Below are 24,845 nucleotides of genomic sequence, written 5' to 3'. Positions count from 1 at the left end.
TCATTAGGCCACGACTCAGTACCCGAATTTCTTGACGACCATAGAGCATTGGAACCACCTGATCCCATCCCGAACTCAGAAGTGAAACGATGCATCGCCGATGGTAGTGTGGGGTTTCCCCATGTGAGAGTAGGTCATCGTCAAGATTAAATTCCGAAACCCCTATCTGCTGATGCAGGTAGGGGTTTTGTTTTGGCTGTGACAAAAAAGGGTGACCTCAGGGTCACCCTTGTTCATAGCCGGCAATCAAGCCCCCGGTACAGGGCAGCTCAGATCCCCTTCCTTGCATTCAAGATAGATCTTGAACGCTTGAACTCTCGCTTTCGTCAAGCCGGTGATGCAGCCATTGTGGATCATCGGATAGACGCTGCCGCCTTCAACACCGGACGCAGAAAAGCTGCATTCGGCGTCACGAAAACCAATCCAGGCGCGTTGTGCCTTGACCAAAAGCTGCTTGGCCTCGGCATTGTCTTTGAGACGCACCGTGATTTTTTTGTACAAGGTATTCAATTCTTTGTCGGCAGCCTTGCTCTCCTGGGCCGCACATTGGTTCATCGCAGCTTGGGTCATCGCATTGGCGCAATCATCAGCGTTCGCCATGCCGATCAAAAACAGCGGCACCAGGGGCAGCAGCAAGCGGGTGGACATTATCAATCTCCTTGTGGGGTGAAACTGCGGAGGAGTGTACCCAAACAATGCGCCGACACAACTTTCCGGTTGGCCTCGTGGTCTTACAAGCCTACTGTTGAACACAGGAGGTGACCCATGCATTTACCTGATCGTATTGAAAGAAAGATCTTACTGAAGGCGCCCCGTTCGCAGGTTTGGCGCGCTCTGGCCAATGCTGAGATCTTCGGCCAATGGTTTGGTGTGAATCTCAAAGGGAAACGTTTTGTCGCAGGCGTGCGCACTCAAGGGCAGATCACATACCCAGGCTACGAACATTTGGTTTGGGATGTGATGGTGGAGCGTGTCGAGCCCGAGCGGGTGTTTTCGTTTCGATGGCACCCCTACGCTGTCGAGCCGAAGATCGATTACTCCCAGGAGACCGAGACCCGGGTGCAGTTCGAACTTGAAGACATGAATGGCGGCACGTTGCTAAAGGTCGTGGAATCGGGATTCAACGGTATTCCTGAGGCTCGTCGACTCAAGGCGTTCCGCATGGACAGTCGTGGCTGGGATGAGCAAATGGCCAATATCGAAGAGTTCCTGAGCAAGGCTTGAATGGATCCTGAGCCCCCCACGTAAGTCATGGAGTGATCCGATGCCGGGTTGGCTAGGGGTTTTCGGAGGGACTGCTATAGCGAATGTCTTACACGGCTTGGTAGTTATGTCCTCTGTTTCACTTTGGATCCGACGCGTAATCTGGACTCATCCACTGAAGCACAGGGAGTGCTCAGGATCAGGGATGATCGACCTTGCCAGGATGGCTATCGACAGGGAGTCGTAATGGTCTTGGAAAAAACCCGCTTAGGCGGGTTTTTTTTCGTCTGTCCAAAAACTGTCGAGAACACTAAATGGCGAAAAGCTTACACGCCATTGCTGTTTTATCGTCTTTGCCCGCGATCGCGACCGCACTAACCTATGTACAACCGTTGAGTACAGGGAGTGCTCGGGGTCACGGATGATGGGACCAGGCATGGAGTGCCGGACAGGAGTCTAATAGGTCCTCAAAAAAACCCGCCTAGGCGGGTTTTTTTTTGTCTGCAGTAAAGTAGGTCTTCATGCTAGGCGGTGGGCCGACACTCGATCCGAACCATCAGCAGCCAATGCCCGGCCACCTAGGGTACGTTCCGAACCATCAGCAGCCAGTGTCTGGCCACCTAGGGTACGTTCCGAACCATCAGCAGCCAGTGTCTGGCCACCTAGGGTACGTTCCGAACCATCAGCAGCCAGTGTCTGGCCACCTAGGGTGCGTTCCGAACCATCAGCAGCCAGTGTCTGGCCACCTTGGGTACGTTCCGAACCATCAGCAGCCAGTGTCTGGCCACCTTGGGTACGTTCCGAACCATCAGCAGCCAGTGTCTGGCCACCTAGGGTACGTTCCGAACCATCAGCAGCCAGTGCCTGGCCACCTGGGGTACGCTCCGCACCGTCTGCCGCTACGGATTCTTGCTGATCAAGCGCTTGGGTAAAGAATCGGTCTTGTTGCTGGCTTGGCAGGGCGAATGCCATGGTGCTCAGAGCAAAGGCAATAACGGCAATCGAGGAATTGAACATTTTCATGGCTATGACTCCGGTCTTATCAAAGGGGTGAGTGCCGGGTCGTTCAGATGTCGTGATCTGCTGAACCCGTTGCAGCCCGGACGGTTGTCGTGCTGCATGGGTTCAGAATAGGGATGGGTAGCTGGACGTCGTTAGTCGGAAACTGCCATGCGTTTGCCTGATCCTGTTTGCATGCAGGATCAGGCGCTATTGGCCTGCACTGCCATGGCGCGCAGTCGAGCGATGTCCTTGCTGGGCGAGGCGCCAAATAGACGGCTGTACTCACGGCTGAACTGGGAAGGGCTTTCATAGCCCATCTTGTAGCCGATTGACGAAACGTCGCAGTTCTCGGCCAGGAGCAGTCGTCGGGCCTCCTGCAGGCGCAGCTGTTTCTGGTACTGGAGCGGGCTCATGGCGGTCACGGCTTTAAAGCGATGATGCAGGGCCGAAGGGCTGAGATTTATCATTTGCGCCAGGCTATCGATGCTCAACGGCTCGGCGTAATGGCTGTTGAGCCACTCGATGGCGCGGCTGATGCGATGTGTCTGGGTGTCAGGAATGGCAATTTCATGCAGACGCCGACCTTGGGATCCTCGCAATAGCCGATAGAAGATCTCCTGTTGGGCTAAGGGCGCGAGGGTAGCGATGTCGTCTGGGCTGTCGAGCAACCGTATTAAACGCAGCATTGCGTCGAGCAAGGGTTCATCGATGCTATCCAGGAACAATCCGCGATCGGCCCTTTCGGTCGGTACGCCAATGGGGCTGGCATCGGCGATCAACCGACAGATCTGGGCCGGATCAATGTCGAGGCGAATGCATAGGTACGGTTGCTCGGGACTGGCCTCGATCACTTGGCCGGCCAGCGGCAGCGTCACCGATACCACCAGGTAATTGAGCGGGTCATAAACGTAGCGTTCGTCCGCCAGCGTGACCTCTTTGCGCCCTTGGACAATGACGCAGAGCCCCGGTTTATGCACGACGTGCAAGGCTTCGGTGGGCTGGTCGCTGCGAATCAGGTGCAAGGCCTCGATGGCCGTGGAGTGGACGCCATATTCCGGGGCGAAGCGCTTCATCAGGCTCGCCAGTTCGGCGCGACGCAGGTCTACGCGGTTATCGGGCGTGATGGTGATGGACGTGGATACCGACATGCCGATCAATCTCCCTGGCCAATTCAATGGATCGCGCTAGTAAAGCTGATTGCAGCCGCGACGGCCAGAGGCGTTATCGTTACAGGATCGTGCAAATGCGCAGGAGAATCCGGCTAACCGAAGCGCGGAGCGAATCCCTAATCTGGACCTGTCGAAACGCTCCACTCAGGAGCCAACACATCCAGACGAGGAATCCATCATGTCCGATATTCAAAACAAAGTCGTTGTCATCACGGGCGCCAGCAGCGGGATTGGCGAGGCGGCGGCACGCTTGCTGGCAGCCCGGGGAGCTTGCGTTGTGCTCGGCGCCCGGCGCGCGGACCGCTTGCAAACGCTTGTGCAGGAACTTGAGGCCGCCGGCCACCGCGCTGCCTGTAAAGCCGTTGACGTGACCCGTCGCGACGACGTCCAGAGCCTGATCGATTTCGCCGTCGAAAAATACGGCCGGCTCGATGTGATCATCAATAACGCCGGCGTCATGCCCCTCTCCAAGCTCGAGGCCCTGAAAGTCGAGGAATGGGATCGGATGATCGACGTCAACATTCGCGGCGTGCTCCACGGTATCGCCGCAGGCCTGCCACTGATGCAACGCCAGCGCAGCGGTCAATTCATCAACATCGCCTCCATCGGTGCCTACGCTGTCAGCCCGACGGCCGCCGTGTACTGCGCCACGAAGTTCGCCGTGCGGGCCATTTCCGAGGGCCTGCGCCAGGAAGTGGGCGGCGACGTTCGCGTGACCGTGATTTCCCCCGGCGTTACCGAATCGGAACTGGCCGAGAGCATTTCCGATGAAGGCGGGCGCGCCGAGATGCGCGAGTTCCGCAGGATCGCCATCCCCGCCGAGGCCATCGCCCGGGCCATTGCCTACGCCATCGAACAACCGGCCGACGTCGACGTCAGCGAACTGGTCGTGCGGCCGACGGCCAGCCCGTATTGAGACGAACCGGTCCACAGGAGAGCTCCCATGAGAAAGGCATTCGGCAACCAAGACAAATTCGTCGGCCTTTGGGTAACCGCCGATGGCGTGATCCGCCATCGGCTGCTACCGGGCGGTCGGTACGATGAAGCAAGGGGCACTCGAGAGAGCGCTTATCAGGGCGACTACTGGCTTCAGGACGACCATATCGAATATCACGACGATACCGGTTTTACCGCCGACGGGGATTTTCGCGATGGGGTGCTGTACCACGCCGGGATGGTCTTGTATCGCCAGGAGAAATAGCTCAGCCAAGCCAGGCACCTGGCTTTGGTGCCTGGCTGAAACTCACTGCTACACCTTTGCCAACCGTGCCGCAGCTCGCTGAGTGATCTGCGAACGCACCCGGAACGATTCCGCAGAACGTCGGTTGGCCTCTTCCAGTACCTGCGTAGGCGCAGTGTCCGGGCTCCCTGAGGCAAATGGTGGAGCGGGAGCGTATTCAAGCTGTAATTGGACCAGCTCGGCGGTGTCCCGGTCGAACAACTCTGCTGCCAGGGTCAAGGCAAAGTCGATACCCGCCGTGATGCCTCCGCCAGTCAATAGGTTACCGTCGCGTACCACGCGGTCCTTGATGGGTGTCGCGCCCATCGGCTGCAACAGGCTGTGAAAAGCCCAATGGGTGGTGGCGCGCTTGCCTTGCAACAACCCCGCAGCACCCAGTACCAGTGAACCGGTGCACACCGAGGTGATGTACTTGGCGTGGGCTGCCTGGCGCTTGATAAAGGTCAAGGTCTGCTCGTCTTCCATCAGCGGACCCACGCCGCTGCCGCCGGGTACGCAGATTACGTCGAGCTGCGGGCAGTCCTCGAACGTGGTGGTCGGCAGTAAGACCAGCCCGGTGCTGGCGGTCACGGGTGTCAGGTCTTTCCAGATCAGGTGCACTTTCACATCCGGCAGCGAGGCCAGCACGTCATAAGGGCCGGTGAGATCCAGTTGCTGAACCTGTGGGAATAACAGAAAACCGATCTGCAACGTCATGTCGCTTGCTCCTTTGGATAATTGCCCGAGGGGTGGACGGTTTAACTGTAGGCTCGTAGCATCTGGCGTATTCGCCAATAAACCCACGAATCACGCCAATATGCCAAATACCCCGAAATCCGTTCATGTGCTGGCCTTCGCCAATGTGCAGGTGCTGGATGTCACCGGCCCTCTGCAAGTCTTCGCGTCAGCCAACGACCTGGCCCGTGGGCAAGGCTTGCCGGCGCCTTATGCGCCGACTGTCGTCGCTGCCGGTGGCGGGGCGGTGATGTCGTCGGCGGGGTTGGCGCTGATGGCTGAGCCGCTTCCCAATGAAAGCAGCGACACGTTGTTGATCGCTGGCGGTTGGGGCGTATACGAAGCCGCCGAGGATCCGGCCCTGGTGGCCTGGGTCAAGCACCAAGGAATGCGTTCGCGAAGGGTCGCGTCGGTGTGTACCGGCGCGTTCTTGCTGGCCGCCAGTGGCTGGCTGGACGGGCGGCGGGTAGCGACTCACTGGACCCGCTGCGAACAACTCGCCCGGCAACACCCAAAGTTGCAGGTCGAACCCAATCCGATTTTCATCCAGGACGGCCCGATCTGGACGTCGGCCGGTGTCACGGCCGGGATTGACCTTGCGTTGGCCTTGGTGGAAGAAGACCTTGGCCGCACGATGGCCTTGGAGGTCGCGCGGCACTTGGTGGTCTTCCTCAAGCGCCCCGGCGGGCAATCGCAGTTCAGCGCTACCCTGGCGCTACAAAAGCGGGGCGGTCGCTTCGACAGGTTGCATGCCTGGATCGCCGAGAATCTTACGCGGGACCTGGGCTTGTCGAGCCTGGCCGCCGAGGCGGGCATGAGCGAACGCAGTTTTGTCCGCCATTACCGCGCCGAGACGGGCCAGACCCCAGCCCGCGCCGTGGAGCTGATCCGCGTCGAGACCGCCCGCCGCCTGCTTGCAGACAGCGCCGTGCCGGTCAAGCGCGTTGCCCTGCAATGTGGCTTCGGCAGTGAAGAAACCCTGCGCCGCAGTTTCTTGCGAGCCGTGGGCGTGACGCCCCAGGCCTATCGGGAGCGGTTCAACGCTCAAGCAGATCCAGCAACGCCTTGACCGTGGCTTGCGGCGCTTCCTGGGGAATGTTGTGGCCGACGCCAGGCAGTACGCGGCGTTCGTAGAATCCGCTGAAATGCCCTGCATCTTCATCGTCCTCCGGCGGTGGACCCACGCCGTCATCGGCACCGCAGAGGGAAATGCTCGGCACGCTGATCTTCGGTTGCTCCGCGAGTTTTTCCTCCATCCATTCCAGCGTCGGATCCCCGGGGGCGTACATGAACCGGTGGCGATAGGAATGGATCACCACTTCTACAAAGTCCGGATTGTCGAATGACGGCGCGCTCAGCTGGTACAGCTCCTCGCCGCGCTTCCAGGTCGGCGACCATAGCTGCCAGAGCAACTGGCACAGTTCCCGGCGGTTCCGCTTCAAACCTTCAACGCCGCGTGCGGTGTGGAAGTAATACTGATACCAGAGACGATGCTCGGTTTGCGGATCCAGCGGCTCGGTGGAGCAAGGAATGTCCTGCAGATTGTACCCATCGCCAGTGACCAGGCAGCGAACGCGCTCGGGCCACAAGGCGGCCACGATGCACGCGGCACGGCCACCCCAGTCATAGCCGCACAGCGCTGCTTGGGGAATGTCGAGGGTGTCCATCAGGTCCAGCAGGTCCTGGGCCAATGCGGCCTGTTGGCCGGTGCGGGCGATGGCTGGCTCATTGAACCGGGTCGGGCCATAGCCGCGCAGGTACGGCACGATGACCCGATAGCCGCGTTGGGCCAGGACCGGGGCAACTTCGTCGAAGGTGCGCGGGTCGTAGGGAAAACCGTGCAGCAGAACGATCGGGTCGCCGCTGGCGGTGCCGTGTTCTTCGTAGGCGATGCGCAGCAGCGGCGTCACCGCGAAATCGACCTTTGGCGTAGATGTCATGTCGGTCTCCGGCTTGGATCGGTTGAGGTCTGGCGGGCTCCTGGTTCAGGTATTTGGCCCGGTCCGGCGTGAACGTCACGACCATGTTCGTGCTGGAGCAGGTCAGGGTGCGCTCCTGGGTCAGGTCGATGTCCAGGTCTTCGCCGCGCAGGCCCTGCCATTGGGCCAGGTACTTGAGACAACCGAACTTGGCGGTCTTCTTCAGGCTGCGGCTGACCCCGCCTTTCCAGCCCAGCACCGGCAACTCACCGGCCAGACAGCGTTGCGCCAGTTCCGGGAACCTCGCTGCCCGTTCGCGGCCGATTTCCCAGCATTTGATCAAGCCTTTGTCCTGATCGTCCCAAAGTTCGTCGCGAGTCAGCCCTGATCGGAGCTCGGCGGTGATGGAGCGTTTGATATGGGTCATGTCGAATCCTTGAATCGGGTTTTTATCGCGCAGCTCCGCTGCACCCTTGCGTGCATCGATCTTAGGAGAGGGTTGGGGGGCTGGCAACCTACAGCCGGCGAAATGCGTTTAGCTTTGTTGGAATCCAACGTGGCGAGCGAGCAAGCTCCTTCGCCACGGGATCGTCGTCAGTCATAACCGCAGCTCACGGCTGCCAGTGATTTTTCTCCCCACTCAACTTGCGATCCAGGAAGCTCGCCGCGCTGATCAGCGCCAAATGGCTCAATGCCTGGGGCAGGTTGCCGAGGTGATAACCGTGGCTGTCGAATTCCTCGGCGTACAGCCCCAGCGGATTGGCGTAGCGCATCAGTTGTTCGAATTCCAGCTGGGCTTTTTCCACGCGGCCGGCGCGGGCCAGGCATTCGACGTACCAGAATGAGCAGGCGACGAACGAACCTTCGGTGCCGCTGAGACCATCGATGGGGCTGTCGTCGGTGCGGTAGCGATAGACCATGCCGTCGCGCACCAGGTCTTTTTCGATGGCGTCCAGGGTCGACAACCAGCGCGGGTCGCGGGCGCTGACGAAGCGCACCAGCGGCATCAGCAGCATCGATCCGTCGAGGGCGGTGCTGCCCAGGCGCTGGACGAAATGTTGGTGCTCGTCGTTCCAGAAATTCGTCCAGATGTCGTCGTAGATGGCCTGGCGGGTTTCATCCCAACGGGCGAACGGGGCGGGCAGGGAGCGTTTGCTCGCCAGGCGGATGGCGCGGTCCACGGCCACCCAGCACATCAGCCGCGAATGCAGGAAATGCTGCTTGTCGCCGCGCATTTCCCAGATGCCGACATCCTTGTCCTGCCAGATCGTGCACACCTGGTCCACCACATCGACCGTGTGTTTCCAGCCCTGATGGGAGATGGCTTCACCGTATTTGTTGACCAGGTACACCGCGTCCATCAACTCGCCGAAGATGTCCAGTTGCACCTGCTGGTAGGCCAGGTTGCCGATACGCACCGGTCGCGCGTCGCCGAAGCCCTTCAGATGCGTCAGCTCGGTTTCCGGCAACTCAAGCCGACCGTCCAGGCCGTAGAGAATGTTGAGCTTGGTTGGCTGATCGCAGCAGTCGCTGACCCGGCCGCGCAGCCAGCGCATGTAGGCGTTGGCTTCGTCGACAAAGCCCAGGCGCATGAACGCGTAGACGGTGAACGAGGCGTCGCGGATCCAGGTGTAGCGGTAATCCCAATTGCGCTCGCCGCCACGTGATTCCGGCAGGCCGAAGGTGGCGGCGGCGAGGATGGCGCCCTGCTTACGTGACGTCAGCAGTTTCAGCGCCAGCGCCGAGCGGTTGACCATCTCTCGCCAGCGACCGCGGTAGTTGGATTGGCTGATCCAGCCGCGCCAGAACGCCAGGGTTCGCTCCAGGCACAAGGTGCTGGTGTCGTCCACGAGGCGTGGGTCGTCGATGCTGCCCAGCAGGAACTCGGCGGTCTGGCCTTGCGCCAGGGTGAACTCGGCCACTGCCGCCTGGCCGTCGAGCGTCAGGGGCTGGTCGGCGCACAAGCGCAGGCTGGGTTGTTGCGCGGCTTCGAATACGATGTGGTCGCCGTCCTGGCGCGCCGTGGTCGCGGCACGGGAATAATCATGGCGCACCGCGCAACGCATGCGAAACGTCGCGCTGCCGACTGTCATGCGTACCCGGCGCATCAGCACAGGCAGGTCATCCTCGCTGTCGCCGATGGGCAGCAGATCGGTGATCTCTACCACCACGCCGTCGCTCAGCCAGCGGGTCTGCAGGACATTGGTGTCAGGCAGGTAGATTTGCTGGCGACGGGCGTCCGGCAAGTCCGGCGAAAGTTGGAAGATACCGGCGTCAGGAGTGTCCAACAGCGAACAGAAGATCGATGGGCTGTCGAATTCCGGCCAGCAGAAAAAGTCCACGCTGCCACGATCATTGACCAGCGCGGCGGTGCGCATGTCGCCAATAATCCCGTGATTCTCGATGGGGCTTTGCGGTTCGTCATGATCAGCCATTGCCGCGGAACCCCGGATAGAGGCTCATTCCGCCGTCGATGAACAGCGTGGTGCCCACGACATAATCGGACAAGTCCGACGCCAGCCAGACCACCGCATTAGCGACATCTTCCACATCGCCCACACGACCATAGGGGATCAGCTCCAACAGTTTCTGCTCCTTGTCGGCCTCCATGGCCTCCCGATTGATCGCCGTGCGAATGGCGCCGGGTGCAATGCTATTGATGCGGATGCGCTGGTGGCTGGTTTCCTGGGCCAGGGTCTGCATGAGCTGGTCGATACCGCCCTTGGATGCCGCGTAGTTGACGTGGCCGGCCCAAGGTATGCGCTGATGGACTGAGCTCATGTGAATGATCTTGCCAGCGGCGCGGGACACGCCTTGGCGAATGCCCTGGCGGTTGAAGATTCGCAGGGCGGCGCGGGCGCAGAGGAACTGGCCCGTGAGATTGACGCCGATGACGGTGTTCCAGTCGTCCAGGCTCATGTCGACGGTGGCGTCGTCTTTTTGCAGGCCGGAGTTGGCGACCAGAATGTCGAGCGTGCCGAATGCGTCGAGGGTCTGGGCGAACAAGCGTTCGACGTCCTGCTCCTTCGACACGTCGGCGCCGATGGCGATGGCGCGGCCACCGCTGTCGTTGATCTCGCGGGCCAGGTCTTGTGCCGGGCCGGCGCTGGAATGGTAATTGAGGACCACGGCGGCTCCGGCCGCCGCCAGTGCCTTGGCCGAGCCTGCGCCAATGCCGGAGCTGGCACCGGTCACCAAGGCTACTTGTCGGGCGAGGGAAATCTGCATGGGGTAGCACCTTGAGCTGAGGGCCTTACTTGCTGACTGGCGCCACCGGCCGAGAGTTCATTTGCAGCAGGCAGTCTTCACATTTCACCCACAGTTTTGCGCTTTCCCCGGCACGTTCGTTTATGGCAAGTTGCAGGCCCTTGTTGAGGCCGCGTTCCATGGCAAACCCCTATCGTGAATTGTTCACCGCCCCTGGCAGCCGCGGCTTCGTGTTGGCGGGAATGATCGCGCGCATGCCGATCTCCATGACCGGCATTGGCGTGATCACCATGCTGTCGCAGCTCAAGGGCGGCTACGGACTGGCAGGCGCGGTGGCGGCGACGTTTGCCCTGGCGACCGCGTTCTGTGCGCCCCAGGTGTCGCGACTGGTCGACCGTTTTGGCCAGGGGCGGGTGTTGCCGGTGGCGGCCTTGCTGGGTGGCGGGGCGTTGTTGATGTTGCTGTTGTGCACGCGATTGCAGGCGCCCCATTGGACGCTGTTCCTGTTCGCGGCCCTGGCCGGTTGCATGCCCAGTATGTCGGCGATGGTGCGGGCGCGCTGGACCGAGGTGTATCGCGGCCAGCCCCAACTGCGCACCGCGTATGCGCTGGAATCGGTGCTGGACGAGGTCTGCTTCATCGTCGGGCCGCCGCTGTCGGTGGGGTTGTGCGTGGCGGCGTTCCCGGAGGCGGGGCCCCTGGTCTCGGTGCTGCTGCTGGCAATCGGCGTGACGGCATTTGTCCTGCAGCGTGGCACCGAACCACCTGTGCATCCGCACCAGGCGCATCATCAGGGTTCGATCATCCGTTCAATCGATGTGCTTTTGCTGCTGTTGCTGATGGTCGCCATGGGAATCATCGTCGGCGTGGTGGATGTGGTCAGCGTCGCGTTCGCCCAGCATCAGGGGCAACCGGCGGCGGCGAGCATCGTGCTGTCGGTCTATGCCATCGGCTCGTGCCTGGCCGGACTGGCGTTCGGTGCGCTGCGCTCGAAATTGCCGTTGCCGCGGCTGTTCCTGTACGGCGGGGTGGCGACGGCGATTACCACGCTGCCGTTGCTGTTGGCGAGCAATATCCTCGGCTTGTCCCTGGCCGTGTTCGTCGCCGGGCTGTTCTTCGCGCCGACCCTGATTGTCGCCATGGCCTTGGTGGAGCGCATCGTGCCCCCGGCCCGGTTGACCGAAGGCCTGACCTGGCTGGTCACCGGCCTGAGCATCGGCGTGGTGATCGGCGCGGCCGGTTCGGGGTGGCTGGTGGATACGTTTGGCGCGCGCAGTGGGTTCTGGCTGGCGATTGCGGCCGGGGCGGTGGTGCTGGCGGCGGCGGTGCAGAGCTACCGGCAGCAAAAGTGAACGCGCAGTCCTGGCTTCACCAACCCCGCCCCGAGTTCACCCAGAAATTCACCGACAGCGAGGTGGACACCGACTCCACCTGGTGAAACCAACCCTCCGGCAAAAACAGCAAATCCCCCGCCTCAAGGGTCACCCGCATGAAGGTCACGTCCCGGGCCTTGGGGAAACGGTCGTAGTCCGGCGCGTCCGGATTGAAGTCGCAGCCGTCCAGCCCGCCTTGGGGCGCGGTCGACCAGGTGCCCAGGGCCTCGCGGTGATGGGGCGCGGCGAGGGTGAAGGTTTTCTGGCCCCAGACCTGGGCGAACAGGTTGTCGGTGTCGTCGCGGTGCAAGGGTGTGAGGGTGCCCTTGGGGCCGATCCAGATGCGCGGCGCAATGAACAGCGCAGGATCGAAGTAGGGTGGGTATTTGATCAGCTCCATTAATCGCGCCGGCAAGATATTGTTGCCCATGTAGGCCGGTGGTTCGCCGTCGGCACGCTTGGGCGCCGGGTTGTCGAGGGAGGCGATGAAGTCCGCCATGGAGGTGGAGCGGAAGTCCCGCTCGGTGGAGAAGGTTTTCTTCACGTAATCGCCATGGCGTGTGATGCCTTGCAGCTCGGCGAAATGCTCCAGGGTTTCTTCGCGGCTGAGCTTGAACAACGGCCAATCCTGCAGCGCATCGCTGATGACCACCGGAATCCCATGGGGCAGATAACGCGCCTGGAACGCTTGCACCGACAGCTCGCTGCGCGGCCGACGCTCCACGCTGCGTTGGGTGGGCAGGCTGGCGGTGAGGGTTTCGCTGAAGCGCGACGGGGTGGGGTAGCGCTTGTTCATGTCGACCTTTTCCACCGGGCGACTGCCATGGCGCGCATGGTCGATGATCTGCGGCAGCAAGGTCGCCAGCCCCATGTTGCCGCCAATCTTCAAACGACCGCTGGCGAACAGTTCCTCGACATTGGCCTGGCCGGCCATGATCCCGAGAAAATCCTTTTCCGCCACTTCAATGGTGACGTCGGGGCTGGCGTGGCGGCCGGCCTGGGTGTGGCTGCTGGCCTTGACCTCGGACCAGAACGCCTGGTGCGGGCCGAACACGAATTGGAAAACGCCTTCGATACCAACGGCGCCGGCATTGGCGAACAGCTTGCCCAGAATGGTTTGCAGGTCCACGGCGGTCACTCTTGCGGTTTTTGGTCTAGCAGGTAACGAGGGCCGTGACCGGAAATTTAGCCCTCGCCGCCGGCCGTCGCCCTAGCGTGTCGCGACGATGAAAATCCTTGGAAACGGCAGCAGGACCGAACCATCGTCCAGGGTCGGATAGGCCTGTTCGATGGCCTTGAGATACTGCTCCAGGTATTGCTCGCGCTGTGCTGCGTCCAGCGGTTCGAGGAACGGACGCAAGCCGCTGCCCTTGAACCATTCGACGATACCCGAAGCGCCGCCGGCCAGTGGATGATGATAAGTGGTGCGCCACACATCGACCCGGCTGCAATGGGGTTTGAGGATCGAATAATAGGTGCTGGCGTCCTCTACCTCGGTCCGCGAATCAGCCGCCCCGGCCAGTTGGCTTGCCCAGGGGCCATCGGCGGCGATGTCCCGCATCAAGCGATGGGACGGCTGGTGCAGCGTATCGGGCATCTGGATCGCCAGGCTGCCACCCGGCGCGAGTTTGTCCACCAGCGACGGCAGCAAGGTGGCGTGGTCTGGCAGCCATTGCAGTACGGCGTTGGCGAAGATCACGTCGAAGGGGCCGCTTTCGTGCCATCGGCCAATGTCTGCGGTGGCAAATGTCACGTTGGGCAAGCGCTTGCGGGCGGCTTCGACCATGTCGGCGGAACTGTCCAGGCCACGCACCGTTGCGTCGGGGAAGTGGTGCACCAACAGTTCGGTGGAGTTGCCGGGGCCGCAGCCCAGGTCGATCACTTGCCGCGCCTGCATCGGCGGGATCGCCGCCAGCAGATCCCGGGACGGGCGGGTGCGCTCCTCTTCGAAAGCGACATATTGTTGGGCGGACCAGCTCATTGTGTTCTCCTTGAGGGCGGACCAAAGCCATGGGGCGTGAAGTATAAGGTGCATCCGGGGCAGAGGCCGGTGACTAATTCTTCGCAGCCTGGCCTCGTTATTCTTTTTATACAAACGATCGGAGAAAACCGCAGTGACCCAACTGACCCTGCTGTGCCTGCCGTATTCCGGCGCCAGCGCGATGGTGTACAGCCGTTGGCGGCGCAAGGTGCCACAGTGGCTGACGGTGCAGCCCGTGGAATTGCCGGGGCGCGGGGCACGTTTCGCCGAACCGCTGCACACCGACATGGGGCCATTGGCCAGGCAACTGGCGCGCGAATTGTACCCGACGCTCAAGGCTCCGTACGCGGTGTTCGGTCACAGCCTGGGTGCGCTGCTGGCCTGCGAGATCGCCCATGCCCTGCGCGAGCTGGGCTGCCCGGAACCGGTGGCGCTGTTCGCCTCCGGCACTGCGGCGCCAACGATGCGCGCCGACTATGATCGCGGCTTCGCCGAGCCGAAAACCGATGCCGAACTGATCGATCAACTGCGCACCCTCAACGGCACCAGCGAAGAAGTGTTGGCCAACGCAGAGTTGATGGCCCTGACCTTGCCCGTGCTGCGGGCAGACTTCCTGCTTTGCGGGCGCTATCAGCCACGGCTTCGGCCTGTGCTCAACTGCCCCGTGCATGTGCTCGGCGGCACTGCGGACAAGGCCACCACCGAACAGTTGATTGGCTGGAGCCGGGAAACCTGCGGCAGCTTTTCGGTGGACATGTTGGCCGGTGGGCACTTTTTCATCCATGAACACGAAGCCCGGGTGCTGCGGCTGATCAAAGATCAATTGAGCGTGCACCATCGGCGGCATGGGTTGGCCATCAGCGCCTAGCCCATTCAATACCTTTTTTTGTGGCGAGGCGGGAGCAAGCTCCCTCGCCACGGGTTTGTTCCCTCTCGATAGTGATTCCCAATCGCTAATTTTTCCGGTTTGCATTCGTTTCATAGGGACGACATGCCTTTGTGCCTTGTGCCCACTGATTCCGGATACCCAGAAATGAATGCTGAAAACGCCTTGAAACTTGCTCGCCGGTTTATCGGGTTGCCTTTGGACAAGCGCCAGATGTTCCTGGCAGCGCTGGACAAGGAGGGCGTGGATTTCAGCAGCTTTCCCATTCCCCAAGGCGTCGAAGCCGAGGATCGCCAGGCGCTGTCCTATGCCCAGCGGCGCATGTGGTTTCTCTGGCAATTGGACCCGGAAAGTGGCGCCTACAACCTGCCGGGGGCGGTGCGGCTTAGAGGCGTATTGAGCCTGTCGGCGCTGGAACAGGCTTTCGCCAGCCTGGTGGCGCGGCATGAAACCCTGCGCACGGTGTTCCAGTGCCAGGCCGACGACAGCCTCTTGCAAGTGCCCACTGATGCGCCGCTGGTGATCGAACAACAGGACCTCAGCGGCTTGCCGGCAGACGATCGCGAGCAAGCGGTGCGCCAGGCTGCGCAAGCACAATCGATGCGGCCATTCGATTTGTCCTGCGGCCCCTTGCTGCGGGTCGAGCTGCTCAAGCTCGATGCACAGGAACACGTGCTGCTGCTGACCTTGCACCACATCGTCTCCGATGGCTGGTCGATGAACGTGCTGATCGAAGAATTCATCCGCTGCTACGACGCCCATGAAGCCGGCATGCCGCCGCAACTGGCCGACTTGCCGATCCAATACAGCGACTATGCGCTGTGGCAGCGCCGTTGGCTGGAGGCCGGCGAGCAGGCGCGGCAACTGGCGTACTGGCAGGCGCAGTTGGGCGATGAGCATCCGGTGTTGGAGTTGCCGACCGACCACTCGCGCCCGGCCATGCCCAGCTATCGCGGCAGCCGCTATGAATTTGCCATCGAGCCGGGGTTGGCGGAGCAACTGCGCAGCGCCGCCCAGCAGCATGGCGTCACGCTGTTCATGCTGCTGCTCGGCGCGTTCGACGTGCTGTTGCATCGCTACAGCGGGCAATCCGACATTCGTGTCGGCGTGCCGATTGCCAACCGCAACCGGGATGAAATCGAAGGCCTGATCGGTTTCTTCGTCAACACCCAAGTGCTGCGTACCGAACTGGATGGCCAGACCCGGGTCGACGAGTTGCTGCGCCGGGTCAAGGAGACCGCGCTCGGTGCCCAGGCCCATCAGGACTTGCCCTTCGAACGCCTGGTCGAGGCATTGAAGCTCGAACGCAGCCTCAGCCATACGCCGCTGTTCCAAGTGATGTACAACCATCAACCCCACGTGGCGGACGTCACCACGATCCGAACGGCGTCCGGCCTGGAACTGGGGATGATCGAGTGGCAGGCGCGCACCACCCAGTTCGACTTGACCCTCGACACCTATGAAAAAGCCGGCACGTTGCACGCCGCGCTGACTTACGCCGACGATCTGTTCGAAGCGCCGACCATCGCGCGCATGGCGCGGCATTGGCTGCGATTGCTCACCGCGATGATTGCCGATCCGTCCCGGCGTGTCGGCGAGCTGCCGCTGCTTGATGCCGACGAGCATGCCACGTTGGTGCAGGGCTGGAATGCCACGGCTCAACGCTACCCGACCGAGCTGTGCCTGCATCAACTGATCGAAGCCCAGGTGGCGCGCACCCCGGACGCCCCGGCGTTGGTGTTTGGCGAACAAAGCCTGAGTTATGCAGCGCTCGATGCCCGCGCCAACCGCCTGGCTCACTTGCTGCGGGGGCGCGGTGTGCGAGCGGACAGCCTGGTGGGCATCTGCATTGAGCGTTCGGTGGAGATGGTGGTCGGCCTGCTGGCGATCCACAAGGCCGGCGGCGCCTACGTGCCGCTGGACCCGGAGTACCCGCAGGATCGCCTGGCCTACATGATCGAGGACAGCGGCATCGGCTTGCTGCTGACCCAGCGTTCGCTGTCGGCGGGGCTGCCGACCGAGGGAATCGAGGTCATCGCGCTCGACCAACCGGACGGTTGGCTCGACGGTTACCGCGACAGTCGCCTCGATGTGATGATCGACCCGCTGAACCTCGCCTATGTCATCTACACCTCAGGCTCGACCGGCAAACCCAAGGGCGCCGGCAACAGCCACGCCGCACTGGTCAATCGCCTGTGCTGGATGCAACAAGCGTATGGCCTGGACGGCAGCGACGCGGTGTTGCAGAAAACCCCGTTCAGTTTCGACGTGTCGGTGTGGGAATTTTTCTGGCCGCTGATGACCGGGGCGCGACTGGTGGTGGCTGCGCCGGGCGCCCATCGTGATCCGCGACAACTGATCGACACCATCAACCGTCATGGCATCAGCACGCTGCACTTCGTGCCGTCGATGCTGCAAGCGTTCATCCATGAGCCGGGCGTGAACACCTGCGAAGGCCTCAAGCGCATCGTCTGCAGCGGTGAAGCGTTGCCGCTGGATGCGCAGCAGCACGTCTTTGCCACACTGCCAAACGCCGCGCTCTATAACCTGTACGGTCCGACCGAAGCGGCCATCGACGTAACCCATTGGACGTGCGTTGACGAAGGCGCCGATTGCGTGCCGATCGGCCAGCCCATCGCCAACCTGCGCACCCATGTGCTCGACGCCGATCTGTCGCCGGTGCCGTGGGGCGTGGCGGGCGAGTTGTACTTGGGCGGGGCGGGGCTGGCGCGCAGTTATCACCGGCGTCCGGCGCTGACCGCCGAGCGTTTCGTGCCGTGCCCATTCCATGACGGCGCACGCCTGTACCGCACCGGCGACCGCGTGCGCCAGCGCGCCGACGGCGTGATCGAATACCTTGGTCGCCTCGACCATCAGGTCAAGCTGCGCGGCCTGCGCATCGAGCTCGGCGAAATCGAAACTCGCCTCGTGCAGCATCCGCTGGTGCGCGAGGCCGTGGTGCTGGTGCAGGACGGCAAGCATCTGGTGGGCTACCTGGTGCTGGAAAACGGCGACGCGCACGAGCAGTGGCCACAGGACGTCAAGGCCTGGCTGCTGGCCGGCCTGCCGGAATACATGGTGCCGACCTACCTGATGCCATTGGCCAGCCTGCCGGTGACCGCCAACGGCAAGCTCGATCGCAAGGCCCTGCCACAACCAGACGCCGCGCCCCGGCAAGCGTTCGTCGCTCCGCAAGATGCACTGCAAACCGCCTTGGCGGAAATCTGGCAGGACGTGCTCGGGGTAGAGCGCGTCGGCCTCGAAGACAATTTCTTCGAACTGGGCGGCGACTCGATTATTTCCATTCAAGTGGTGAGCCGCGCGCGGCAGGCCGGTATTCGTATCCACCCCCGCGACCTGTTCCAATACCAGACCGTGCGCAGCCTGGCGCTGGTCGCCCGCCACGACAACCACAGTGTCCTGGACCAAGGGCTGGTCACTGGCGATGCCGTGCTCGGGCCGATCCAGCAGCAGTTTTTCGCCCAGGCGATGCAGGCCCGCGAGCACTGGAACCAATCGCTGTTGCTGAGTCCACGCGAACCGCTGGATGCACAACGGCTCGACGCGGCTTTGACCTGCGTCATCAACCACCATGACGCCTTGCGGCTGCGCTTTGTCGAAGACTCCGGCGCTTGGCGGCAGAGCCATGGGCCGCTGTTGCAAAGCGCCGACCTGTGGCAACGCGATGCCCGATCCGCCGAGCAGTTGGACGCGCTGTGCGATGAGGCGCAGCGTAGCCTGGACCTGCGAGACGGGCCGCTGGTGCGCGCCATGCTGGTGAACCTGGCCGACGGCAGCCAGCGACTGGCGCTGGTCATCCATCACCTGGTGGTGGATGGCGTGTCGTGGCGACTGTTGCTGGAAGATCTGCAGCAGGCCTACGAACAACTGGCGGCGGGGGGCGGCGTTACGTTGCCGGCCAAGACCAGCGCCTTCAAGAGTTGGACTGCGCGGCTGATGGCCGAAGCATCGCGCTTCGACGACCAGTCGACCTATTGGAAAGCCCAGCACGAGGGCGCGCGGGACCTGCCATGCGAACGCCCGCAGGGCAGCCTGACGAACGTCCACGGCGCGAAGATCGAATGGCGCCTGGAGGCTGGCCTGACCCGGCAACTGCTGCAACAGGCACCCGCCGCCTATCGCACCCAGGTCAACGATCTGCTGCTCACCGCGCTGGCCCGCACCATCAGCCGCTGGAGCGGGCAACCGGGCACGCTGGTCGAACTCGAAGGCCATGGCCGCGAAGCGCTGTTCGACGACATCGACCTGACCCGCACGGTGGGCTGGCTGACCAGCCTGTTCCCGGTGAACCTCACCGCCACTGATGACATCGGCGGCTCGATCAAGACCATCAAGGAGCAACTGCGCAACGTCCCGGACAAGGGCCTGGGCTACGGCGTGCTGCGTCATCTGGCGGCGCCGTCGGTGCAAGCGCAATGGACAGACCTGGCGCCTGCGCGCATCACTTTCAATTACCTCGGCCAGTTCGACCGCCAGTTCGATGAAGCGGCGCTCTTCGTGCCGTCCGGCGAAGGCAGTGGCGTTGCCCAGGACCCGACGGCACCACTGGCCAACTGGCTGACCGTGGAAGGCCAGGTCTATGGTGGCGAGCTGACGATGAGCTGGGGCTTCAGCCGTGAAATGTTCGACAGCGCGACGGTGCAGCAACTGGTCGATCAATACGCCGTCGAGCTCAAGGCGCTGATCGACCATTGCGTCAACCTGGCTGAACCGCAAGCCACGCCGTCGGATTTCCCACTCGCGCGGATCACCCAGTCGCAACTCGACCATCTGCCGCTGCCGGCCGGTCAGTTGGACGATGTCTACCCGCTGTCGCCGATGCAGCAGGGCTTGTTGTTCCACACCTTGTACGAGCAGGCGGCGGGTGAATACGTCAACCAGTTGCGGGTGGACGTGCAAGGCCTGGATGCCGAGCGATTCCGTGCGGCGTGGCAGGCCACCGTCGCGGCGCAGGACATTTTGCGCAGCGGCTTCGTCTGGCAGGGAGAGCTGTCACAACCGCTGCAGATCGTCCACAAGCAGGTGCAGTTGCCGTTCACGGTGCTGGACTGGCGCGAGCATGCCGAACCGGCCCAGGCCCTCGCCGCGCTGGCCGACGCCGAGCGCGCGCAAGGTTTCGACTTGAGCCAGGCGCCGCTGTTGCGCCTGGTGCTGGTGCGGACCGGCGTCGAACAATGGCATCTGATCTACACCCATCACCACATCCTGATGGACGGCTGGAGCAATTCGCAGTTGCTCGGCGAGGTGATGCAGCGCTACAACGGCCGCGCGCCGGCCCGCACGGGTGGGCGTTATCGCGACTACATCGCTTGGCTGCAACGCCAGGATGGCCAGCTCAGCCAGGACTTCTGGCGCGCACAGTTGGCCCCGTTGCAGGAGCCGACCCGACTCGCCGGTGCGGCCTCGGGCGGCGGCGAGAGCGGCCACGGCGATCATTTCCTGACCCTCGACGCGCCGCGTACCCAAGCACTGGAAGCGTTCGCCCGCCAGCAGAAAATCACCGTGAACACGCTGGTGCAAGCGGCTTGGCTGCTGTTGCTGCAGCGCTATACCGGTCACCAGACCGTGGCGTTTGGCGCGACGGTGGCCGGTCGGCCGGCGGATCTGCCGGGCATCGAGCAGCAGGTCGGCCTGTTCATCAACACCTTGCCGGTCATTGGCAGCCCACGTCCGGACCAAACGGTCGGCCATTGGTTGCAAGCAGTACAGGCACAGAACCTGGGCCTGCGGGACTTCGAGCACACGCCGTTGGCGGATATCCAGCGTTGGGCCGGGCAGGGCGGCGAGGCGCTGTTCGACAACCTCCTGGTGTTCGAGAACTACCCGATTGCCCAGGCCTTGCAGCAAGGCATCGGCAGCGGCGTCACGTTCGGCGACGTTGCCAACCGTGAGCAAGCGCATTACGCCCTGAGCGTCGCGGTCACCCTCGGTGAACAATTGGCGCTGCACTACAGCTACGAGCGCCGGCAGTTCGCCGACGAAATGATTGATCACATCAGTGCCCATCTGCTGCACCTGCTCGAGCAATTCAGCCAGGACGCCGGACGCAACCTGGGCGAAATCGCCCTGGCCAGCGGTGCCGAACACGCTCGGCAACACGTCGAGAACCACCCGCAGCCGTACCCGGTGGACATCGCCGTACACCAGCGGATCGCCGCGCTGGCGGTCGAGCGCCCGCAGCGCACGGCGGTGATTTTCAATGGCCGACATTTCAGCTACGGCGAGATCGACCGGCGCGCCAACCAACTGGCCCACGTCTTGATCAGCCGCGGCGTCGGCCCGGAAACCCGCGTGGGCGTGGCCCTGCCGCGCAGCGAAGGGGTGATCGTCACACTCTTGGCGGTGCTCAAGGCCGGCGGTGCCTACGTGCCGTTGGACGTCAGCTATCCCCGTGAACGCCTGGCGTACTTGATGAACGACGCTGGGCTGGCGCTGCTGATCAGCGACTCTTCGGTGTCGGCCCAGTTGCCTGTGGATGAATCGTTGCCGCTGCTGGAGCTGGACCGTGTCGATCTGCGCGAGTTGCCGGTCAGTGCGCCAAACATTCAACTCGACCCGCACAATCTCGCCTACGTCATCTACACCTCCGGCTCCACCGGCAACCCCAAGGGCGTGAGCGTGGCCCACGGTCCGCTGGCGATGCACTGCCAGGCCATTGGCGAGCGTTATGAAATGCGCGACAGCGATTGCGAATTCCATTTCATGTCGTTCGCTTTCGACGGCGCCCATGAGCGCTGGCTCACCAGCCTGACCCACGGTGCGTCGCTGCTGATTCGTGACGACAGCCTGTGGACCCCGGAACAAACCTACAACGCCATGCACGAGCACGGCGTGACGGTGGTGGCGTTCCCGCCCGTTTACTTGCAACAACTGGCCGAGCACGCCGAGCGCGAAGGCAACCCGCCGAAGGTGCGCATCTATTGCTTCGGCGGCGACGCGGTGCCCAACGCCAGTTTCGAACGGGTCAAGCGCGCCTTGCGTCCCGAGTACATCATCAACGGTTATGGCCCGACCGAAACCGTGGTCACGCCGCTGATCTGGAAGGCCGGTCGCGAGGTGTCTTGTGACGCTGCCTACGCCCCCATCGGCAGCCGCATCGGTGACCGCAGCGCCTACGTGCTCGATGCCGACCTGAACCTGTTGCCCCAAGGCATGGCCGGTGAGCTGTACCTGGGCGGTATGGGATTGGCTCGCGGTTACTTGAACCGGCCGGGGCTGACCGCCGAGCGCTTTGTCGCCGACCCGTTCAGCGCTGGCGGCTTGCTGTATCGCACCGGGGACCTGGTGCGCCAGCGCGTCGACGGCACTTTCGATTACCTGGATCGCATCGACAACCAAGTGAAGATCCGCGGCTTCCGCATCGAACTGGGCGAGATCGAAGCCAGCCTGCAAGCCCTCGATGGCGTGCGCGAAGCGGTGGTCGTGGCCCAGGAAGGCACCGTCGGCAGCGGCAAGCGTCTGGTGGCCTATGTGGTGGCCGCGGAACCTGCCCGCGAAGATTTCGCCGAGCACTTGCGCGAGCAACTCAAGGCGACATTGCCGGCGCACATGGTCCCGGCTTATCTGATGCTGCTCGAACGCCTGCCGCTGACCCCCAACGGCAAGCTCGACCGCAAGAACCTGCCCAAGCCTGACGCCAACCAATCGCAACACGCCTACCTGGCGCCGCGCAATGCGCTGGAACAGCAACTCGCGTCGATCTGGCAGGACGTGCTCAAGCTTGAACGTGTCGGCCTGCGGGATAATTTCTTCGAGTTGGGTGGCGATTCCATCGTCTCGATCCAGGTGGTCAGCCGCGCCCGCCATGCCGGCATGCATTTCACGCCCAAGGACCTGTTCCAGTACCAGACTCTGGAAATGCTCGCGCCCATGGTTCGCCAGGGTGAAGCCGCCCAAGTCATCGATCAGGGGCCGGTGACGGGCGAAATGGCGCTGTTGCCGGTGCAGCGTGTGTTCTTCGAACAGGCGATACCGCAGCGTCATCACTGGAACCAGGCGGTGATGCTCAAGCCGACCCACCGCCTGGACGCATCGATTCTGAACCAGGCGTTGAAGGCGCTGTTGCAACATCACGATGGCCTGCGCTTGTGCTTCACGGAGCAGAACGACGGCTGGAGGGCGATTTACCGTCCTGCGGACACTCAATGCAAGGACCTGCTCTGGGCCGTGGACGCGCCTGATGCGCAGGTCTTGCAGAGTATCGCCAACGAGGCCCAGCGCAGTCTGGACCTGCAAGAGGGCCCCTTGCTGCGGGCTGTCCTGGCGGCGCTGGGCGATGGCAGCCAGCGTTTGTTGCTGGCGGTGCATCACTTGGTGGTCGATGGCGTGTCGTGGCGGATCCTGTTCGAGGACCTGCAAAGTGCCTACCGACAGTTGTCCAGCGGTGCGGCGGTGCAATTGCCGCTGAAAACCACCTCGGCGCAGGTCTGGGCCGAGCGCCTGCAAGCGCATGCCCGCAGCAACCGGTTGCAGCAGGAACTGGCGTTCTGGCAGGCCCGGCTCGAAGACGTCGATGCCTCGTTGCCAATGGATAACCCCGCAGGCGGCCAGCAGAACCGTCTGGCGGTGACCGTGCGTACGCGACTCGATGCCGCGTTGACCCGGCAACTGCTGCAAGACGCGCCCAAGGCCTATCGGACCCAGGTCAACGACTTGCTGCTCACGGCACTGGCGCGGGTGATGGTGCGCTGGACGGGCAACGACAGTGCGCTGATCCAGCTCGAAGGCCATGGTCGCGAAGCCTTGTTCGACGACGTCGACCTGACCCGCACCGTTGGCTGGTTCACCAGCCTCTATCCGGCCCGGCTCACGCCACGGGCGGACCTGGGGGATTGCCTCAAGCAAATCAAGGAGCAACTGCGGGCGATCCCCGACAAAGGCCTGGGCTTTGGTGCCTTGGCTTATCTGGCGGATGACGCGACGCGGGCCCTCCTGGCCGGTTTGCCAACGCCCAGCCTGACCTTCAATTACCTGGGCCAGTTCGACGCCAGCTTCAACGAAGCCGAGGGCGCCCTGTTCATCCCGGCCGACGAAGCCGCTGGCGATGAGCTGGACGCCGAAGCACCGCTGTCCAATGCGCTGGCCTTGAACGGCCAGGTGTTCGGCGGCGAACTGAACCTGGGCTGGACCTTCAGCCGCGAGCAGTTCAACGAATCCACCATCCAGGCGCTGGCCGACGATTATGCGCTGGAGTTGCAGCGGCTCATCGAGCATTGCTGCCGGGGCGAGCACAGCGGCGTAACACCGTCGGACTTCCCTCTGGCGAGCCTGAGCCAGCCACAACTGGATGGGCTGCCGATGCCGCCCGCGCAGATCGTCGACCTGTATCCGTTATCACCGATGCAACAAGGCATGCTGTTCCATGGCGTGTACGGTGACGCGAGCGGCGACTACATCAACCAACTGCGCCTGGACATCGAGGGGCTGGACCCGGAACGCTTCCGCCAGGCTTGGCAAGCGGCGGTCGATGCCCACGACATCCTGCGCACGCGGTTTGTCTGGCAGGGAGATTTGCCGGCGCCGGTGCAGGTGGTCAGCAAGTACCTGGAGCTGCCTTACAGCCTGCACGATCTGAGCGATGATCCACTGCATGACCAGACCGTACAGGCCCTGGCCGATGCCGAGCGCCAACACCTTCATCTGAGCGCGCCGGCCCTGGTGCGGTTGATGATCGTGCGCCTCGATGAGCGGCGTTATCACCTGATCTACAGCCATCATCACATCCTCATGGACGGCTGGAGCAATTCACAGCTGCTCGGCGAAGTGCTGCAACGCTACAGCGGTCAATCCATGGCCGTGTCCGGCGGCCGTTATCGGGACTACATCGCCTGGCTGCAACGCCAGGACGCGGCGGCCAGCGAGGCGTTCTGGAAGCCTGCGCTAGAACGCCTCGAAGCACCCACGCGGCTGGCCGATGCGGTTGGCAAGCCGACGGACGCCGGTGTTGGTTATGGCGATCATATGCAGGTGCTGGACGAGTCGCTGACCCGGCGCCTGGAAGCCTTCGCTCGCTCCTCGAAAGTCACGGTGAACACGCTGGTGCAAGCCGCTTGGCTGCTGCTGTTGCAGCGCTACACCGGCAAAGCCACCGTGGCGTTTGGTGCAACGGTCGCCGGTCGCCCAGCGGATCT

General features: G+C 62.8%; 17 protein-coding genes, 1 rRNA gene and 1 pseudogene. 8 read left to right on the top strand and 11 right to left on the bottom strand.

From position 1 onward, the window contains the following. The first annotated feature begins 30 nt into the window (after positions 1-30). Positions 31-146: ribosomal RNA gene (gene rrf, locus JZ00_RS28710) — 5S ribosomal RNA — on the top strand. A 100-nt stretch (positions 147-246) separates the two neighbouring features. On the opposite strand, the gene JZ00_RS28705 is transcribed toward rrf, so the two are convergent. Next, positions 247-648 carry a lysozyme inhibitor LprI family protein gene (locus JZ00_RS28705; RefSeq protein WP_039594574.1) on the bottom strand — a complete coding sequence of 134 codons (402 nt, stop codon included), beginning with the start codon at positions 646-648 and terminating at the stop codon, positions 247-249. Positions 649-765: 117 nt separating this feature from the next. On the opposite strand from JZ00_RS28705, the gene JZ00_RS28700 reads away from it, so the two are divergent. Beyond that, positions 766-1,224, top strand: coding sequence for an SRPBCC family protein (locus JZ00_RS28700; RefSeq protein WP_039594573.1), 459 nt, complete (start codon positions 766-768; stop codon positions 1,222-1,224). A gap of 498 nt (positions 1,225-1,722) precedes the next feature. On the opposite strand, the gene JZ00_RS28695 is transcribed toward JZ00_RS28700, so the two are convergent. After that, positions 1,723-2,226: a hypothetical protein gene (locus tag JZ00_RS28695; RefSeq protein WP_039594572.1), complete on the bottom strand. Its 504-nt coding sequence runs from the start codon at positions 2,224-2,226 to the stop codon at positions 1,723-1,725. A gap of 179 nt (positions 2,227-2,405) precedes the next feature. Continuing rightward, positions 2,406-3,353 (bottom strand): AraC family transcriptional regulator, encoded by a 948-nt coding sequence (locus JZ00_RS28690; protein ID WP_039594571.1) that lies wholly within the window; start codon positions 3,351-3,353, stop codon positions 2,406-2,408. Between the two features lie 199 nt (positions 3,354-3,552). Here JZ00_RS28690 and JZ00_RS28685 point away from each other — a divergent pair, with 199 nt between their 5' ends. After that, positions 3,553-4,290, top strand: coding sequence for an SDR family oxidoreductase (locus JZ00_RS28685; protein ID WP_039594570.1), 738 nt, complete (start codon positions 3,553-3,555; stop codon positions 4,288-4,290). 27 nt (positions 4,291-4,317) lie between these two features. Beyond that, the gene (locus JZ00_RS28680) at positions 4,318-4,575 is read left to right on the top strand and encodes an Atu4866 domain-containing protein (RefSeq protein ID WP_039594569.1); all 258 of its coding nucleotides are present in this window, start codon (positions 4,318-4,320) and stop codon (positions 4,573-4,575) included. Between the two features lie 48 nt (positions 4,576-4,623). Here JZ00_RS28680 and inhA read toward each other — a convergent pair whose 3' ends face one another. Next, complete coding sequence (gene inhA, locus JZ00_RS28675; RefSeq protein ID WP_039594568.1) at positions 4,624-5,310, bottom strand: isonitrile hydratase; 687 nt, start codon at positions 5,308-5,310, stop codon at positions 4,624-4,626. Positions 5,311-5,410: 100 nt separating this feature from the next. Here inhA and JZ00_RS28670 point away from each other — a divergent pair, with 100 nt between their 5' ends. Further along, on the top strand, positions 5,411-6,397 hold the full coding sequence (locus tag JZ00_RS28670; protein WP_039594567.1) for a GlxA family transcriptional regulator: 987 nt from the start codon (positions 5,411-5,413) through the stop codon (positions 6,395-6,397). Here the strand turns inward: JZ00_RS28670 and JZ00_RS28665 are convergent. The 5 genes and pseudogenes from JZ00_RS28665 to JZ00_RS31770 form a co-directional block, all read right to left on the bottom strand. Beyond that, a complete protein-coding gene (locus tag JZ00_RS28665) occupies positions 6,366-7,268 on the bottom strand; it encodes an alpha/beta fold hydrolase (RefSeq protein ID WP_039594566.1) in 903 nt (300 codons plus the stop codon). The genes JZ00_RS28670 and JZ00_RS28665 overlap by 32 nt on opposite strands. A 40-nt stretch (positions 7,269-7,308) precedes the next feature. Beyond that, positions 7,309-7,674: pseudogene (locus tag JZ00_RS30615) on the bottom strand (hypothetical protein); the annotation flags it as partial. Between the two features lie 184 nt (positions 7,675-7,858). Beyond that, positions 7,859-9,682, bottom strand: a complete 1,824-nt coding sequence (locus tag JZ00_RS28655) for a glycoside hydrolase family 15 protein (protein ID WP_039594564.1) — start codon at positions 9,680-9,682, stop codon at positions 7,859-7,861. Then, on the bottom strand, positions 9,675-10,475 hold the full coding sequence (locus JZ00_RS28650; RefSeq protein ID WP_039594563.1) for a glucose 1-dehydrogenase: 801 nt from the start codon (positions 10,473-10,475) through the stop codon (positions 9,675-9,677). Before JZ00_RS28650 ends, JZ00_RS28655 begins: the two co-directional genes overlap by 8 nt. A 25-nt stretch (positions 10,476-10,500) precedes the next feature. Continuing rightward, positions 10,501-10,635 carry a hypothetical protein gene (locus JZ00_RS31770; RefSeq protein WP_268794937.1) on the bottom strand — a complete coding sequence of 45 codons (135 nt, stop codon included), beginning with the start codon at positions 10,633-10,635 and terminating at the stop codon, positions 10,501-10,503. Here JZ00_RS31770 and JZ00_RS28645 point away from each other — a divergent pair. Beyond that, on the top strand, positions 10,634-11,806 hold the full coding sequence (locus JZ00_RS28645; protein ID WP_039594562.1) for an MFS transporter: 1,173 nt from the start codon (positions 10,634-10,636) through the stop codon (positions 11,804-11,806). The two genes, JZ00_RS31770 and JZ00_RS28645, sit on opposite strands and share 2 nt — an antisense overlap. Before the next feature lie 16 nt (positions 11,807-11,822). On the opposite strand, the gene JZ00_RS28640 is transcribed toward JZ00_RS28645, so the two are convergent. After that, complete coding sequence (locus JZ00_RS28640) at positions 11,823-12,956, bottom strand: cupin-like domain-containing protein (RefSeq protein ID WP_039594561.1); 1,134 nt, start codon at positions 12,954-12,956, stop codon at positions 11,823-11,825. Positions 12,957-13,037: 81 nt separating this feature from the next. Further along, positions 13,038-13,808, bottom strand: coding sequence for a trans-aconitate 2-methyltransferase (tam, locus tag JZ00_RS28635; RefSeq protein ID WP_039594560.1), 771 nt, complete (start codon positions 13,806-13,808; stop codon positions 13,038-13,040). A gap of 133 nt (positions 13,809-13,941) precedes the next feature. Here tam and JZ00_RS28630 point away from each other — a divergent pair, with 133 nt between their 5' ends. After that, positions 13,942-14,676, top strand: a complete 735-nt coding sequence (locus JZ00_RS28630; protein WP_039594559.1) for a thioesterase II family protein — start codon at positions 13,942-13,944, stop codon at positions 14,674-14,676. A gap of 165 nt (positions 14,677-14,841) precedes the next feature. After that, the coding region (locus JZ00_RS28625) for a non-ribosomal peptide synthetase (protein ID WP_039594558.1) at positions 14,842-24,845 on the top strand (10,004 nt) is incomplete at its 3' end.

The sequence above is a fragment of the Pseudomonas frederiksbergensis genome, assembly GCF_000802155.2.
Lineage (GTDB): Bacteria > Pseudomonadota > Gammaproteobacteria > Pseudomonadales > Pseudomonadaceae > Aquipseudomonas > Aquipseudomonas frederiksbergensis_A.
Note: the sequence above shows the minus strand (reverse complement) of the source record. Positions and strands in the feature narration are given on the sequence as shown.